The sequence below is a fragment of the Paraburkholderia sp. MM5482-R2 genome, from assembly GCF_050436125.1.
Classification (GTDB): domain Bacteria; phylum Pseudomonadota; class Gammaproteobacteria; order Burkholderiales; family Burkholderiaceae; genus Paraburkholderia; species Paraburkholderia tuberum.
The window spans coordinates 1,994,973-2,010,458 of the sequence record NZ_JBNDLP010000002.1 but is presented as its reverse complement, the minus strand read 5'-3'; the positions used below and the strand labels follow the sequence as shown (position 1 = coordinate 2,010,458).

The window sequence follows — 15,486 nt, the reverse complement described above, 5'->3', positions numbered from 1 at the left end:
AGTGAGAAAGCGTCATGGCGCCAAACGAAAATTCAGAGGCTTTCAAGCCACCGATCGACAATCCCACACTCGAAATCGTGAAGATGGCGCGAGGCGTTGGGATCGAAAATCTGCCACAGCAAACACAACGTCGCGTCAGATCGATTCTGCTGGATACGATCGGCTGTGCGGTTGCCGGCTCAACAACAGAAGTTGGACGGATCGTCGCCGACTATTGTGCTGGAGAGCACGGACCTCTGGAAGCCACTATGTTGGGCCATAAGCCCGTCAGCCTACTGAGCGCCGTTTTCGCAAACACGATCTTCGGAAACGCCCTTGATTACGATGCATTCGGTCCTGAAGGACATATGGCAGTCGTCGTTGTACCTGCCGCCCTTGCAGTAGCGGAAGCCATCGACTCTTCCAGCGACGACTTGATCACCGCTATTGCGCTTGGAATGGAAATGGGGGGCCGTCTCGGTGCCGCCCTTCGCAGGCCGACTAAATCGAAGGCTCCGCTGACGGGACATACCTTTGCAACGATTGGTGCTATGGTCGCCGCCGGTCGCCTTTTGAACCTTTCTGAAAACGAATTTCTGAACGCGTTCGGTATCGCAGCCTACTCCGCACAGATACCGACCCTCCGGCGGTTCTTCAGCAAGTCCCAGGATGCGATGACCAAATATGATCATATCGGTTTGGCGGCGCGCAATGGAGTCGAGGCTGCACTGCTGGCCCGCCGCGGCTTTACCGGCGATCAATCTGTCCTTGAGGGCGACTATCCGTTTTGGCGATTATCCGGCGCCGAGGGCTGTGACTGGGACCATCTTCTCACGGGGCTCGGTGAAGTCTGGAAACTCGATACTGTCGAATTCAAGCCCTACCCTGTCGGCACCGGGTCTGTACCGATCATCGAGCTGTTGCTCGGTCTCATTTCCAATAATGATCTGACCATAGGCGATCTCGATCATGTCGAGGTCCTGACAAGAACACACTATCTTCATCACGAGAAAGATGTCAGCACCCCCATCGAAGCGTGGACCGACTTGCGATACGGCCTGGCACTCGCGATTCTTCGCGTTCGTCCCTATCGCGATTGGTATGAGGCTGAAAACATCTCAAACCCCGTCGTCCAGTCGATGATGAAAAGGATTAGCATCTTGCCGCTAAATACGGGCCCCGGACGATGGTCTACAGAGATTACTCTGCAGACCCAGGACGGGCGTTCATTTACCGGTAGCCAGCACGGAGCTTCTCCCGTAACAAGGGCGCAGATCGTCGAGAAGTTTCGAGACAATCTCGACGGATTCGGATTTGACACGGCCAAGGCTGTACGCCTCTGTCAAGACGCAGATCGATTCTCAGTACGTTCTCTCGCGTCCCTCTTCTCTGTCGTGTGAGCAACAAATGGTAGAAAATCTCGACGTTGCAAGTCTTCTCGGAACGAAGATCGCGATCTCCATTGGGGCCGCTGAAATTCCGATTACGCCTTTTCGCGCGCTATCCGGTTTCCGCAATCATGTAACCGTGTTCTATGCATTGATCCGCGATGGAAATGACCGGTGCGGATTCGGCCATGTGCAGCACATGACGCGCGAGGCTTCGTTGGATGCGGCGCATGCCGCTCAAGAGCTATTGAGAGCACAGAGCATTAAACTCTCCACCCTGATCGCTATCGAAAGAAGCGAAGAACGGCATTTCGGTCGGGATTCGGATAACGCGACTCGCGCGGCAGCATGCGCTATTAGTCTTGCAGCGTGGGACCTCTTAGGTAAGATCCTCGATGTTCCGGTTGCGCATCTTTGGGGCGGTTTCGCTCGTCCGGTGCCCTGTTATAGCAGTTACCACCTCGCATTTGCAGCCGACGACGATCTTGAAGCGGCGGCCACTCACTGCTTTGAAGAAAACTTCACTCGCGCGAAAATGATCGTCGGAGCCCAGCCCTTCGAGGTAGATATCAAGCGCGTCGAGCGCATGCTCATGATGTTCGGTGCGGACAACCTGGCGATCGACGCGCTTCGTCGCTGGACGCCGCAACAGGCGAACGATTTCGTCAAGCGACTTTCGGCCCCGCTGTTTTGGGTAGAAGATCCCGTTGCCTATCCAGAACTTAACCGTGTATCGGTCGCCTCGCCCGTTGCCGTTGGTGAGATTAGCACGAGCGTCTCCGAGCTGCTGCTCCTCGCCGAGTCAGGCGCTACCCATATGCTGCTCGATATGGGACTCTTGGGCGGTCCATTGCGTCAACTCGAAGCCGCCCGCATTCTAAACCGCATCGGAACTCGCGTCGGCTCCCATGCCTATCCGTACTACTCCGCGCATATCGCCTGCGGCGTGGACGATCATCTGCCCGTAGAAGTATTGGACTGGGGCGACTGCCTGTTCCACAAGGTGCCGCGTCCCGACGGAGTTGGCAGCCTGGCCGTTAGCGGACCTGGCTTCGGCCTGGACGTGGATCGTTCCTTCTTGGAAAACCGCTGCTACTGGTCCGTTGAGTTTTAATCCATTTAGCATTTTGGACTATTTGCTAACAGAGGATACCCGTGATTGAAAATATATTAGGGCGAGTAGACGTCGATAAGATGATCGAAGGCGCGAAGTTTCAAGGCCTTTTGATCGCGGTGTCGATCTGTCTGTTCTTTACGCTATTGATTGACGGCATGGACTTCACGACACTCGGCTACCTGATGCCGGTCGTGGCCAAGCATTTCGGCGCGAGTCGTAGTCTCGTGACGCTGGCGCTGTCTGTCAGTCCGATCGGTGGCGCTTGCGGTGGATTTATCGGTGGCTCGCTTGGTGACCGGTGGGGCCGTCGCCGTGCATTGATCGCAAGTGTGATTCTTTTTGGTAGTGCAACGGTTGCGATTTCGGCGGCACCCAGCATGCAGGCTATCATCGCATTTCGCCTGATTGCTTCCGTCGGACTTGGTGCCGCAACTCCGAATATCGCATCACTCCTGTCCGAACTGTTGCCACAGCGCATTCGCAGTCAGGTCATGGCCACGGCATTTATCGGATTCCCGCTCGGTGCATCGCTGAATGGTCTGCTGATTCCATTGGTCTTGCCGCATTTCGGTTGGCGCGGTGTCGTCATGTTTGGCGGTGTAGTGCCGCTACTTCTCGTTTTCGTACTTTTCGGACTCGTGCCGGAATCTCCCGGCTTTCTTACGCTGAGAAAATCAAGAAATAAGGAACTCGCGACCACGCTACAAAAGTTGCGCCCGGACCTTACGGTATCAAGCGAAAGCCAATTCTTCGTTGAACGTCCCAAGTTCGGTCGCGTTGGTGTTCGCATGCTATTTTCGCCGCAATATCTCCGGGATACGCTTTGTCTTTGGGTCAGCGGGGCGTCCAATCAGTTTGCGGCCGTCTCTTTCTCCAGTTGGGCTTCCTCGGCACTGACGGGCATGGGCTTCAGTTTCTATGTCGCAGTTCACGGCCTGATGGTTTCGAATTTTGCCGGCGCAATCGGCGCATTGATCGGCGGCTGGCTGCTTGGCCGGTTAGGTTCCAGAAAATCGCTGCAGTATACTGCTCTGCTCGGCGTATTCGTTGCCCTCGGATTGTTCGCGCTCACAATCAACCACGTGAACGGCCCCTCAACACCGCTTGAGGACCTGGCGTTGATTGTCGGCATGGGCTTGACCGGCATTTCGATCGCAGGCATTCAACTCGGCGAATATCCTCTTTCCACCAATATCTACCCCCTCGAATTTCGTGCGTCCGGAGTGGGGTGGGTGGTCGCCGTCTCGCGCGCGGGCGCCATTTGCTCCGTTTCGATTACTGGGTGGGTGATCAAGAGTTTTGGTGCGCCGTATCTTTTCTTGGGCGTTGCAATCTCCATTGCTGTCACGTTTATCGCGCTTGGTTTGCTCAAGACTCATATTCCGAAACGATCTGTAGAACAGCAGGTTACGGAATCCCAAGCATCGCCCGTCTAGAGTTCGCTGAATGACTCACGGGATGACTGATCGTCATCCCGCTTTTATATTTGGAGAATCATATGAATACTGTTATTGATGACCCCTGCGACTGGCGCGGCGCCGCTATGGGGTCCGCAACAGACTGGATTCACTCGTTGACGCCGGATGAAATTGACGAGATCGAACGGGCAGCAGCGCATGCCTATTCCCTCGGAAAGACAATCGATACGTTGACCATGGAAGATTTTCCGCTTCCGGACGTCGGCGTCCGCTTGTCTCACCTAAAGGAGTCACTGGAGAATCAATACGGGCTGTATGTCCTTCGCGGATTTCCAACAGAAGGCAAATCAGTCGACGATCTCCGTTATATCTTTTGGGGAATCGGATTGCATCTCGGGACCGCCGTTTGCCAAAGCTATAAAGGAGATTTTCTCGGCGATGTCCGTGATTTTGGTACAAGCGATGGTCGACTTTACAATACCAACGCCGCCGGTGGATTCCATGTCGATACCTGCGACGTAGTCGGTCTGTTTGTCGTGCGTCCGGCGAAGTCTGGCGGACTGTCACGAATTGCCAGTACCGTCGCAATACATAACGAAATCGCGCGGACCCGACCAGATCTGTTGGAGGTGCTCTACCAGCCGTTCTGCTGGAAAACTACAATCCCAGCTCCGTTTAGTGCAGGTCATCCGCCCTACTTCCAGCAGCCGTTGTTTTCGCGAGTAGCCAACAAGCTCTCGTGCTTGTGGCTTCCCGTGAAGATCAATCTCGCCCAAGGGATGGAAGGCGTTCCCCATCTGACGGATAAGCAACGCGAGGCCATCGACCTGGTCACCCAACTTGCCGAAAGCGAAGAGTTTGCAGTGTCCATGATGTTCGAGGCCGGTGACATGCAGTTCGTCAATAACCATGTCTGTGTCCATGGACGTACGGCGTTTGAGGATTACACCGACGAAGCGAGGAAGCGCCATCTGTTCCGCCTCTGGCTCTCGGTGCCGAATTCTCGTGAACTTGATGTGAGCCTGAAGCCGACATATGGGGAGGTCGGCGCTGGCCAAGTCCGTGGTGGCATTGGCCGTGAATGTGGGCTGCGCAAGTATCGTACATACGAGGCGCTGGTAGATTAATTTCGTAGGAAATGCGAGGTGGTACCGCTCGCCGCGCTCCTCGCGTTTCTATTCCTCTATAGTTCTACACGAATTTGACGCACGTATCTTCCCAAGGTCCATATGGCGATGGACACTTTGGCGCTGTTGCCCCCGTGCATGTGACGGCAGCCAACGAGCCGCAGACGTGCCAGTTGGCCAACTGGCGCGTCGAGTTCAGAAAGCCGCCGGTCAGACTGTCCGGTGGCGCTCGCCGGTGACAGTTCACCGGCGAAGAGCCTGCCAGGCCGAGTCGGGCAAGGCATCCAGCGTTAGTCGTCAGGCTACCGGTCGCGAAAAAACCTTCGCTCTGTTGCGGAGCCGCTAAATGGTCGAATGCATCTTCTGCTGGCTCAGCAACTTCGTATTCTGCGAGCTTCAGCGCATCCACTTTCGAACTCTCAACAGCACCTTTTAGCGATACATTTCAAATAGAAAAGCCCGGAGAGTCGTCTCCGGGCTCTTTTATAGATCCACAACCGAGGCTCAGGCTTCACCTTTGATCTTGTCGCGGATGAGCACGCCGATAAAAAACAGCCAGGAGATGCCGAGACCGAAGTAATCGAAGTTACGCAGCGGACGGTAGTCCGCCCAACCCCAACCCGTTGATCCGTCGATGGCCAGCAGCGTCAGCGCGATACAGATGGCGATTGCGATCCAGGTATTTTTTTTCATGCGAGTGCTCCTTAAGCCGATACTTTTTCTTCGACAGACACACCGACCAAAGTTGGGTCGGTTTGCAATAGACCACCTTTACCCTTCAGGTTGAAACCATTCCAACCGTCCCACAGCCACATAGGGTTCAGGGTCGGGCGGAAGCATGCAGCCATATAACCGCTATACGCAAGCAGCAGCAAACCGTTCATCAGCAGTTCTTGCGGGCCCGAAAACAATTGACGCGGCGTTGCGGAAATGAACGTATTCAGCCAGAAAATCGTAACCGTCGTCGGCATTTCGAGAATCAGCGTCAGTAAGACAAAACGGTTCGTCAGAAGCAGGAAGCCGTAAATCGCCTCCATATACTTGACCCAATGATACATACCGATTGCATCGGCACCGGCCAAATACTGACCAGCAAGACCAGGAACCATCGGTACGTACCCGTCGATCACGAATCGAATGCCTGAGAAGAAAAGGTGTGCGCCGAAATACAGCCGAAGCCACGTAATGACGTACTTCCACGGGGAAGAATTAGCGCTTTGCATAAGGAAATATTTCCAAAAAGTTAGTGCAGTACAGCGACGAAATATGCCTGCGGCAGGCATACCCCAAAGGCGGTGGTCCAGACCACTGCCTGAGAGCCCGTTAAATGATGCCTTTGCGTCGATCCCGAATTAAAACGGTGATGACGCAGATCCATGGAATTGCCAGGCCAAACATATCGCGTGCGCGCAATTCTCGATATTCTGTATAGCCCAGTCCTGTGGATCCGAAGAATACCCAGCACGTCATGATGACGCAGCATGCAAGGCCAATATAAAGATTCCGGTTACTTTTCATCTTCGATCTCCCTTATGCGAAATCGCTTGATTTCTTAATAGTGGACGTCGATTCGGCGCCTTTACTCAGCCTCAAATGCTCTTTCCAGACGTCGACCTTGAAGCCCTCCCATAGCGCGAGCGGCTTGTTTGGCTTAAACACACTTGCCATATAGCCGCCATACGCCACCAGAAGGAGGCAATTCATTAGTAGTTGATTCGGACCCGAGAACAATTGACGTGGAGTCGCAACGATAAAGGTATTAATCCAGAAAATCGAGATAGATGTCGGGAACTCGAGAATTGCGCCGAGCAACACGTATCGGTTCGTCAGCAACAGGATGCCGGCCAGCATTTCCACTGCTTTGACGGCATAAAACATGTGAATGGCATCGAGCGCCTGCACGTATTGGCCTCCGATGCCTGGAATAAACGGAACCCAGCCTGTCGAAAGATAGCGGAAACCCGACCACAAAAGATCGGCGCCGAAATAAACCCGGAGCCAAAGTACAGCATATTTCCACGGTGGCGAATTAAGTCGGTGCATCGAATATCTCCTATATTGGATTATGGTTATGCAACGCGCCGGAATCGAGCCCGCCGCCTTGTGTTCCGCTATTACGCTTCGACAACCCGATGCTGCTGTCCCGGCGTATGAATCTTGGCCAGTAATTCTTGATTCAATGCAAATCCGAATCCGACGCCTTCACTCGGATACGCAAAGCCGCCGCTAAAGCGCTGGCCGCCGATAGCCAAGTCCTGATCGACGGGGATCTCACCACTGTTCCATGCTGCGTGGATCGCGAGAGGGCCCATGCTTTCGCTCATGAACTGGCATGCCCACTCGTTTGCGACCATGAGATGCGTGCTCGGCCCGGATTCGACACCCGATCCGATCAGCGTGCTGCAAAAGACAGGAATGTCGTACATGCGACATGCGGCCAGGAATCGCTGTGCCTTGACCAGCCCGCCGACCTTCTGAATCTTGAGAACGACGCCATCGGCCGAACGGCGTTCGGCGATTTCGCGGAGATCGCCCAACTCTTGCGCTCCCTCGTCTGCGTATATCGGTGTGGTGATACGCTCGCGCAGTTTCGACAGGCTGTCGCGGTATTGATGCGCCAGTGGCTGCTCCATGAATGAGAGGTTGTATTGATCGAGGCGCTTCATCGTCGCCAACGCCTGCTCGTAGTTCCATGAGCCATTCGCGTCCAGGATGATCTTGGCATCCGGACCGAGCGCGGCTCGCACTTCGCGGACCGTAGCCACGTCGTTATTGAACGTATGACGGCCGACTTTGAGCTTGAACGCCGAGAAGCCATTTTCGCGGACCTGGATCGCGAGCTCGGCCACCTTTTCGGGCTCACCCGCCGACAATACCCAACCGAGCGGAATCTTCTCGCGAGTGCGGCCACCCAACAGGCTGTAGACTGGCACGCCCAAAGATTTGCCCTTCAGATCATGCAGAGCACAGTCGACCAACGCCTTCGCCTGATTGTTGTCGCGTGCGAGTTGATCCATCATGCCGACGATCTTTTCGATATTGCTCGCATCTTCACCAAGCAAAATTCGTGGCGCGAAAATATCGGAAATCATCGCCGTCATCGACGCTTGGCTTTCACCGCGATACCACGATGAAGTGTCCCCCGACTCCGCATAGCCGACGAGACCGTTGTCGGCTGTAATAGCCAAGAAAAGCGTATTCAGGCATGTGATTGTGACATTCGGAAGCTTAATCGGCTTCTTCAGCGGCATCGAAATCGGAATGCACTCAACGCGGGTTATCTTCACTTGATTTAAACCTATAGATATTCGTGGGAAGGGACGTCAGAAATGACGCCCCGACGCGACGACGAGTTATTGCACAACTGGCCGACGCAATGCACCGCTGACACGGATCAGCAGAATCACTGCCAATGCCACGGAGACCACGTAGCAGATGACGAACGAGGCGCCAAGTGCATTCGCACCGTCGAAGAATTTAGCAACGAGCGCCACCACGGTAGGGCCGAGTGCCAACCCGACGAGATTCGTGATCAAGTAATAGAGGGCGGTGATCTTGCCCATCATGTTACCCGGCGTGAACTCGGCATTCGTTGCACCGCCTGCCACCGCGAACATCGCAAACATGAACATTTGGACGAAGTAGAGGACGATACCCGCGCTCATCGTATGGACGAGCGGGAAGCATGCCGTAACGACTGCGGCGATTGCCGTTGTGACTGCCGCTACCCGAACAGGCGCATCGACCATGCCGCGCTTGCGCAACCGGTCCGCGATTCCGCCGCAAATCAGGAGACCGAGTGGGGAAGCGAGCAGTGCAACACCGCCTATCGCCTTACCGATTTCCGGACGGGCAACATGTAGCGTGCGAGCGATGATTTCCGGAAGCCATGCCATCTGGGAACCAATGGCAATACCGTATAGGCAAATCGCAGCCCAGAGTTGAACATACACGCCACGATTCTTCCAGACGAAGCACATGGTCTGCTTGTACGTCACATCGGAAATATCGGTCTGGAAACGACGGGGCGGCTCACGCAGCAGCCAAAGCAGAATCGCGAACGGAACCCCAATGATGCCCGGCACCAGCAGTACAAAGTGCCAGGGCTTCATGCCGCCGACGACAGGTAGTGTATCGAATGCGCCTGCAGAAGCTGCCTTCAACAGGACGGCACCGAGAGCCATGGACAAACCAGTACCCAACATCGGACCGATATTGTAGATACCGAAAGCAATACTGCGACGATGCGGCGGAAATGCGTCACGAATCATCGACTGCGATCCGGGTGCCAGCGCCGATTCACCAACACCGAGACCAACACGTGTGAAGAACAACTGGAGATAGGTCGTACTCAGACCACAAAGCATCTGAACCACCGACCATGCCATGATCGCGCCGCCGAGGAGCGTCTTCCGTTGGTATTTGTCGACCAGAATGCCCATCGGAATACTGAGCATGCTATACAGCAACATAAAGGAAAGGCCAAGCAACAAACTGACCTGAAGATCGGAAATTCCGAGGTCTTCCTTAATCGGTCCGACAACGAGAGCAAGCGCGCCCCGATCGATAAACGAGATGACGTAGGTGGACGTCAAAACGATAAGCATCCACCATGCACCTTTGGTCGTCTTTGAATCTTCCACGTTGTCGGCGGGGGCCAACTTCGTTTGTACATCTGCGATCTCACTCACTACGGTGTCTCCTTGCTAATTATCCGTACAACTATTTAGCGCCCTTCTCCCGCCCACTATCGGCGAGTGCGGTCTTTGCCGCCGTCACGCCAGATACGATGAACTCGGCGATATCGCCCATCGAGTTGTAATACGGTCCCCATAGCGATCCGCATTCTCCGATTGCATAAAGACCGGCAATCGGCTTGTTCTGATGATCGAGAACACGCTGACCTGCGTCGTGTTTCGGACCGCCGTGCGTGTTCAAATAGGTCGGGAGCATTGGCCCGATCGCGTAGTACGGGCCTTCATCGTTGAGCGGCACGAGGAACGTTTCGCGCCCGCAATCGCGATCAAGGTTGTTGCGGCACTGATCGTTGTAACGCTCAACCGTCTCGCGAAGTGCGGCCGGATCGAGGCGGCCGGCCTTGCACACACCCTGGATCTCCGGCCACTGGCACTTCAACGCCAGTTCTTCAAGCGTATCGGCCTTGATGACGAGGCCTTCTTCGATTTCCTTGAGGTTGTCTTGCGACCACGGCGGCACACGCGAATTCAGCGTCGTCATTGCCGCACCGCCCGCACGCACCTTTTCATCGAAAATGTGGAATGCCGGCACGTTCGTGAATTCCGGGGTGCCCGGCGTCGTTGCCAACCAGGTATCGCGATTGGCCAATCCATGTTGGACAACCGACGTGTCCACCGTTTCGTTATGGAAGCGCTTCGCCTGGCGGTTGACCCACAACAGACTGCCGCCGTCCTTGAAGGCGCCGCTTTTATAGCCGAAGCCCGCGACCTTGTTCAGGTCGTAAGTCACATAGACGTAGCCTTCCTTCGTCTTGATGCCCATGTTCAGGGGGCCCGCTACGGCGTTCATGTGCCAGAGTTGCGCGCCAACCTCCTGCGCCATTCGAATGCCGTCGCCGGTCAGATTCGGGCTACCAAGGAAGTAGATCGGGCAAGCAGTCAGGAATTGTTTGCACATGGCGTCGTTCGCCTCGAAGCCGCCACTGGCCAACACGACTGCCTTGCGAGCACGCACCGCGATCGTCTTGCCGTCATGTTCGGCTTCAACACCGAGAATCCGTTTCGTGGCCGGGTGCTGAACCAACCTGGTGACGCGAGTGTTGCACTGGACGCGGCCACCCGCCTTCTCCGCTTGTGCGGAGATCGCATTCCAGAGGCCAGCTCCGCCCGGTGCGGCGACGACGCTCATACCTTTGATGCTTTCCCCGCCGGGAGCCCCCGGGAATTCGGGAAAAAATCCCGGTGCCGAGAACGGCTGCGGGTTGTCCTTGAGCGGCAATTCGAGTTTGTGCTGCCAGGCGGGTATGTTCTTGAGGCTCGACACGAAATGGCGAAGAACGCTTTCATCAGTTTGGCCTCCACACAGCCAATTCAGATATTTGAACGACTCTTCTTCGTCGACAGAGGTCATGATCAGACCGCCCGCGACGCAGACCGAGTTGCCGCCGCCCTGCGCACCCTTTTCGAGAATGAGCACGTCGGCGCCCTGCTCAGCAGCTTCAAGCGCAAACACCGCGCCGGCGCCGCCGTAGCCGACAACAACCATATCGGCCTGGTCATCCCATCGGGGCTCGGTCCAATTCAATTCCATTTTCGTTATTCCTCGTGTCTCAGAAAACATACCAGCGCGGTTCGATCTACCTAGGCTGCGGGGGCAGCAGCGGCTCGCTCAGCCTCTTCCGCCGAGCGAAGACCGTTGTAGATTTCGTTGTAACGCAGCACCGGTTGATCCATCACCAACATGATCATCTTGCGCCCCGGCGTTTTCGAGATCGTTGCCTGCTGCGTCTCGATGATTGCCTTGTCTTCAGCGAATGCGGCTTCGGCGATCGCGAAAGCGTGATCTGCCAGATCGGCATGCTCGTGATCAGGACCGAAGTTGTAGAAGAACATCGATTCCGTATCGTTGATCGGCGTGATCATCTGGCATGTGCAACGGCGGAAGATCGGCTCTTCTGTGGGCCTGCCATCGACGAGACGATCCTGAACGCCCGGGGCGTACGAATGGATCTTGAGGATGAAGACGCCCGGCACGAGGAACGTGCTGACGACGTTGTCGTCGGAAGGGATTTCACCGAAGTACGGATTCGACTGACGTCCCAGGTGCCAGCGGTCAGCAACGACGCCACGCTCGACCGTATCGATGCCGCGCTTTGCTTCACCATCTTTCTGAATCTTGAGCGACACTTTGTTGTTGGCACCGAACGTCGCTTCGTGAACATACGGTGCGTGCGAAAGGTCGAGCAAGTTGTCAGCGACAATTTCCGCGTTCCCCTTCCATACCTTCTTCGAGCATTTCATCGCGAAGACAGCGCTGTCCGGACCTTCGATCGGCGGAATCAGCGCGGGATCAGCCTTTGCAGCGTCACCCATCCAAACCCATGCAGCACCATGTTTTTCTTCGATCGGGTAGCTACGAACGCAGACCTTCGACGAGATACGATCGGTGCCCGGGATTTCGGTGCAGCGTCCGTCGGCGGAGAATTTCAGACCATGGTACATACAGCGCAGTTCATCACCCTCCTTACGGCCGACCGACAGCGGAACCAGGCGGTGCGGACACAGATCTTCGAGTGCTACGAGCGTGCCGTCTTCCTTGCGGTAGAGCGCCAGTGCCTCGTTCATCACCGTGAACGGGACGATATCAGTAGCCGAAAACTCGCTCGACCATCCAACCATATACCAGCAGTTCCGGAGGAATTTCATTGTCAGTCTCCTGAGAAAGGAATCGAGAACGGATAAATCGGAACAAGGTGCGACACAATAGACCTGCCAGTTTGCGCATGCGACCTCTGTGACTCAACCGGACTGGCATCCTAAATTGTATTCAATTCAGTATTCATGGCATCTTATCGCGTTGCTTCGCGCGACATGACTCGGGATAACCCTGAAATGCACGTAAACGGCGTTCCAGTCAGAACGCCGTTTATGTTTGCAACTTCATTAGCTGAAGTAGACGCGCTCAGCCGTCGTATGCAGCACCTTGCGCTGATCTTCGGCCGACAGGGTGGAGACGGAGTCCTTCGCAAGCTGGACCATGTCCTTGTAGTCGCCCTTCGATTGAGCGATGTCGGAACCCCACATCACACGATCGGCACCGAACGAGCGCACCACACGCTCGACAACCGGCGCGGACGGCAGCTCGAGCGCTTTCAACTTGCCGAGGTTGATCATGGAATACAGCAAGAAGACGTTCGGACTGTCGACGAATTTCAGCAGTGCTTCATCCACGCCGTAATGCGGTCCCGGGCCCTCGCCGACAATATTTGAAAAGTGGTCAAGAATAACCGGCGTATCAGGGAACTCCGTCACCACGTCTTGAAGCGCTTCGAGTGCTGCCAAACGATTCCAGCGGTAGAAGTGCAGACGCACGCTGCCGCCGAGATCCGTCACTGCTGCCCATGCACGACGCGCTTGCGTCGAAGCGAACCAACTGCTGTCTGCACCTTTCTTCGGTTCCGTCAGACGGATGCCGACCGAGCCGCGCTCGCCGACCCAGTATTTCACCGTTTCTTCGACGTTCGGTGCCAGTGCGTCGAGCATGCACAGCGAACGCAGACGGTCCGGATATTTCTGTGCGGAATCCACGACGTAGTCGTTGTGGAAGCCGTAGAGGTGCGCGCGTTGGACCGCGAGCGCCTTATCGATACCGAATGTGCCGAGCAAGTCGATCAAGCGCTCAGCCGTTACCGGATTGTCGAATGCGTTTTCTTCCAGAACGCCGCTCAGCGGCGACGGCGGATATTTCTCGCGGTCGGTCGAAATAAGGTGTGCGTGGCTGTCAATCATGACGTTACCTCTATTAAATTCAATTTAACCAATGATCTGCGGCATTATTTCCACGGGTCCACGCACACGTGGATCGCACCTTGAATGCCCCGACCTGCGGTGGCCAGAATTGCGTCGTGCACCTGCGACAGGCCGAACGTGTGCGAGCACACTTCATCGATCGGATAGCGGCCTGAGCCTACATAGCGCAGTGCCAATTCGACCGCTGCATAGCTACGGCCACGCGGTGCACGAACCGTCAGATAGCGCTTCTTGATCTCGCCGATCGGTACGTGCTGCTCCAGGCCGTTCAGGCTCAGATAGGCGCCTTTTGCCGCCAGTGCGATCGACTGCTTGACGATCTCGCCCTTGGGGTCGCCGGTCGTATCAACCACGACGTCCACGCCCCGACCCTTGGTGATACGCATCACTTCGGCTTCGAGCTCTTGCGTTTCGACGTTGACTGCATAGTCGGCGCCCAGGCGCAGCGACAGATCGAGACGACTTTGATCGCGCGTCATGCCGGCCAGAATCACCGTATATGAGCCTGCGGCCTTTGCCGCCAGCACGCAGCCCAAGCCCTGCTGGCCCGGTCCCCAGACGAGTACGACCTTACCGGGACCTGCGCCGCCGTCGAGACACGCCCACTGCACGCCGTTACCGAACGGCACTGCCAGTGTTGCGTGCGTTGCCGGCATGTTTTGCGGAATTTTATGCAACACCGTGTTGAGCGGCAGATGCATATACTGTGCGTAGCCACCCCACAAATGCGGTGCCTTGTTGGCGGTGGACATGCCGAACCGATCGGTATTCAGGCGATCCTTCACATTGAAGAAATCGACGTCCATACACAGACGGAAATCTCCCTTCATGCACCATTCGCAGTGCCAGCACGGGAGATATTCGTGCAGAGCAACGCGATCGCCGGGCTTCACGCCCCAACGCTTGGCCGCGACTTCACCGACTTCTTCGATGGTCCCGACGTTTTCGTGGCCCATGATGACCGGAACGTGGCCGGCCTTGCGGTAGAGCTCGGGATCGCTGCCACCTACGCCACTGGCTTCGATGTGCAGAATTCCGGTTTCAGGCTTGACAGTCGGATAATCGAATTCACGAATTTCCGTGGTTTCGACATCCGTCTTAACTGCTGCCAGTACCTTCTTCGTCATGTGTTTGTCTCCTGCTCGTTTTCGATCTCAGAGTTTCCCAAATACGCGAAGTGCGTTACCACCGAAGATCGCGTTGAGATCCTCATCAGGTAATCCATTGAGTGCAATACGGGTGAGATCCAATGCATTCCCGTAGCCTTCGCGAGAACTCACGACTGGGAAATCGGAACCCCACATCAGGCGATTCGCGCCGAATGCGGCTACCGCCTCGTGGACAAGCGGCGACGCCGCGTCCCCGAAGGGACGGCCCAGATGCCAGGTTTTCGGGTCGCGAGGCATCAATTCGCCGAGCCCCGGAACCTTGAGCATGACATTCGGAAAGGCGGCGAGCTTGAACACCTGGCGACGAATAGCTAACTGCTCATCTGTCGTGACGGGCGTGCTGGTGCCACCCAGATGTTCGAGGACGATGGTCGTCCCTGCCAACCTCGCAACCAGTTCGATAAACCCCTGCGCGTTGAATGCTTCCGCCGACCCCACGCAACTGACGGGCAATCCAGTTTCCTGGACTGCACGCCATGCTTCCGGAAGACGACCATCCGGAAGACACGAGGAGGGGCGAAGCCGAATACCCGACACGCCATCGGTTGCGAGGTTTTTGATCGTCATTGCAACGTCCGGGGCTTCGACATCAACCCAAGCCACGCTCGACAGACGGCCCGGATATCGCTTGACGCAGTCTTGCTGATATCGGTTATCCGTCTGTCCGATCATCTGAGTGAGAATGGCCATATCAACGCCATACTCATTCATTTGGTCGATCAACGTCTCGACAGGCTCATACCAATGAGGCGAAACATGCGCGTGACTATCGACGATCATG

At 55.8% G+C, this 15,486-nt stretch carries 14 protein-coding genes; 4 read left to right on the top strand and 10 right to left on the bottom strand.

What is annotated here, in order from left to right; translation table 11 throughout:
* The first annotated feature begins 14 nt into the window (after positions 1–14).
* The 4 genes from OKW37_RS12105 to OKW37_RS12090 all read left to right on the top strand — a co-directional run bounded on the left by OKW37_RS12105 (position 15) and on the right by OKW37_RS12090 (position 5,029).
* Positions 15–1,379: an MmgE/PrpD family protein gene (locus OKW37_RS12105; RefSeq protein ID WP_429406286.1), complete on the top strand. Its 1,365-nt coding sequence runs from the start codon at positions 15–17 to the stop codon at positions 1,377–1,379.
* A gap of 7 nt (positions 1,380–1,386) precedes the next feature.
* Positions 1,387–2,481, top strand: a complete 1,095-nt coding sequence (locus OKW37_RS12100) for an enolase C-terminal domain-like protein (RefSeq protein WP_429406288.1) — start codon at positions 1,387–1,389, stop codon at positions 2,479–2,481.
* A gap of 41 nt (positions 2,482–2,522) precedes the next feature.
* Positions 2,523–3,920, top strand: a complete 1,398-nt coding sequence (locus tag OKW37_RS12095; protein WP_184062800.1) for an MFS transporter — start codon at positions 2,523–2,525, stop codon at positions 3,918–3,920.
* 62 nt (positions 3,921–3,982) lie between these two features.
* Positions 3,983–5,029: a TauD/TfdA family dioxygenase gene (locus OKW37_RS12090; protein WP_429406290.1), complete on the top strand. Its 1,047-nt coding sequence runs from the start codon at positions 3,983–3,985 to the stop codon at positions 5,027–5,029.
* A gap of 504 nt (positions 5,030–5,533) precedes the next feature.
* Here the strand turns inward: OKW37_RS12090 and OKW37_RS12085 are convergent.
* The 10 genes from OKW37_RS12085 to OKW37_RS12040 form a co-directional block, all read right to left on the bottom strand.
* Positions 5,534–5,722, bottom strand: a complete 189-nt coding sequence (locus tag OKW37_RS12085; RefSeq protein ID WP_429406292.1) for a hypothetical protein — start codon at positions 5,720–5,722, stop codon at positions 5,534–5,536.
* An 11-nt stretch (positions 5,723–5,733) separates the two neighbouring features.
* Entirely contained in the window at positions 5,734–6,252 is a 519-nt protein-coding gene (locus tag OKW37_RS12080; RefSeq protein ID WP_260321309.1) for a hypothetical protein, read from the bottom strand.
* A gap of 307 nt (positions 6,253–6,559) precedes the next feature.
* Positions 6,560–7,072 (bottom strand): hypothetical protein, encoded by a 513-nt coding sequence (locus OKW37_RS12075; protein ID WP_429406294.1) that lies wholly within the window; start codon positions 7,070–7,072, stop codon positions 6,560–6,562.
* 71 nt (positions 7,073–7,143) lie between these two features.
* Entirely contained in the window at positions 7,144–8,316 is a 1,173-nt protein-coding gene (locus tag OKW37_RS12070) for a mandelate racemase/muconate lactonizing enzyme family protein (protein ID WP_429406296.1), read from the bottom strand.
* A gap of 66 nt (positions 8,317–8,382) precedes the next feature.
* Positions 8,383–9,720: an MFS transporter gene (locus OKW37_RS12065; RefSeq protein ID WP_184062809.1), complete on the bottom strand. Its 1,338-nt coding sequence runs from the start codon at positions 9,718–9,720 to the stop codon at positions 8,383–8,385.
* Between the two features lie 31 nt (positions 9,721–9,751).
* Positions 9,752–11,347, bottom strand: a complete 1,596-nt coding sequence (locus tag OKW37_RS12060) for an FAD-dependent oxidoreductase (RefSeq protein WP_429406299.1) — start codon at positions 11,345–11,347, stop codon at positions 9,752–9,754.
* 20 nt (positions 11,348–11,367) lie between these two features.
* Entirely contained in the window at positions 11,368–12,432 is a 1,065-nt protein-coding gene (locus tag OKW37_RS12055; RefSeq protein ID WP_260321311.1) for an aromatic ring-hydroxylating dioxygenase subunit alpha, read from the bottom strand.
* A 237-nt stretch (positions 12,433–12,669) separates the two neighbouring features.
* On the bottom strand, positions 12,670–13,515 hold the full coding sequence (locus tag OKW37_RS12050; protein ID WP_429406301.1) for an amidohydrolase family protein: 846 nt from the start codon (positions 13,513–13,515) through the stop codon (positions 12,670–12,672).
* Positions 13,516–13,559: 44 nt separating this feature from the next.
* Positions 13,560–14,663 carry a zinc-dependent alcohol dehydrogenase gene (locus OKW37_RS12045; RefSeq protein ID WP_184062813.1) on the bottom strand — a complete coding sequence of 368 codons (1,104 nt, stop codon included), beginning with the start codon at positions 14,661–14,663 and terminating at the stop codon, positions 13,560–13,562.
* A gap of 27 nt (positions 14,664–14,690) precedes the next feature.
* Complete coding sequence (locus tag OKW37_RS12040; protein ID WP_429406304.1) at positions 14,691–15,485, bottom strand: amidohydrolase family protein; 795 nt, start codon at positions 15,483–15,485, stop codon at positions 14,691–14,693.
* Position 15,486: the final 1 nt, after the last annotated feature.

Coding starts and splice junctions, on each gene's coding strand:
- OKW37_RS12045 (WP_184062813.1), bottom strand. CDS start 14,663: ATGACGAAGAAGGTACTGGCAGCAGTTAAGACGGATGTCGAAACCACG.
- OKW37_RS12055 (WP_260321311.1), bottom strand. CDS start 12,432: ATGAAATTCCTCCGGAACTGCTGGTATATGGTTGGATGGTCGAGCGAG.
- OKW37_RS12050 (WP_429406301.1), bottom strand. CDS start 13,515: ATGATTGACAGCCACGCACACCTTATTTCGACCGACCGCGAGAAATAT.
- OKW37_RS12090 (WP_429406290.1), top strand. CDS start 3,983: ATGAATACTGTTATTGATGACCCCTGCGACTGGCGCGGCGCCGCTATG.
- OKW37_RS12040 (WP_429406304.1), bottom strand. CDS start 15,485: ATGATCGTCGATAGTCACGCGCATGTTTCGCCTCATTGGTATGAGCCT.
- OKW37_RS12085 (WP_429406292.1), bottom strand. CDS start 5,722: ATGAAAAAAAATACCTGGATCGCAATCGCCATCTGTATCGCGCTGACG.
- OKW37_RS12105 (WP_429406286.1), top strand. CDS start 15: ATGGCGCCAAACGAAAATTCAGAGGCTTTCAAGCCACCGATCGACAAT.
- OKW37_RS12080 (WP_260321309.1), bottom strand. CDS start 6,252: ATGCAAAGCGCTAATTCTTCCCCGTGGAAGTACGTCATTACGTGGCTT.
- OKW37_RS12060 (WP_429406299.1), bottom strand. CDS start 11,347: ATGTTTTCTGAGACACGAGGAATAACGAAAATGGAATTGAATTGGACC.
- OKW37_RS12075 (WP_429406294.1), bottom strand. CDS start 7,072: ATGCACCGACTTAATTCGCCACCGTGGAAATATGCTGTACTTTGGCTC.
- OKW37_RS12100 (WP_429406288.1), top strand. CDS start 1,387: ATGGTAGAAAATCTCGACGTTGCAAGTCTTCTCGGAACGAAGATCGCG.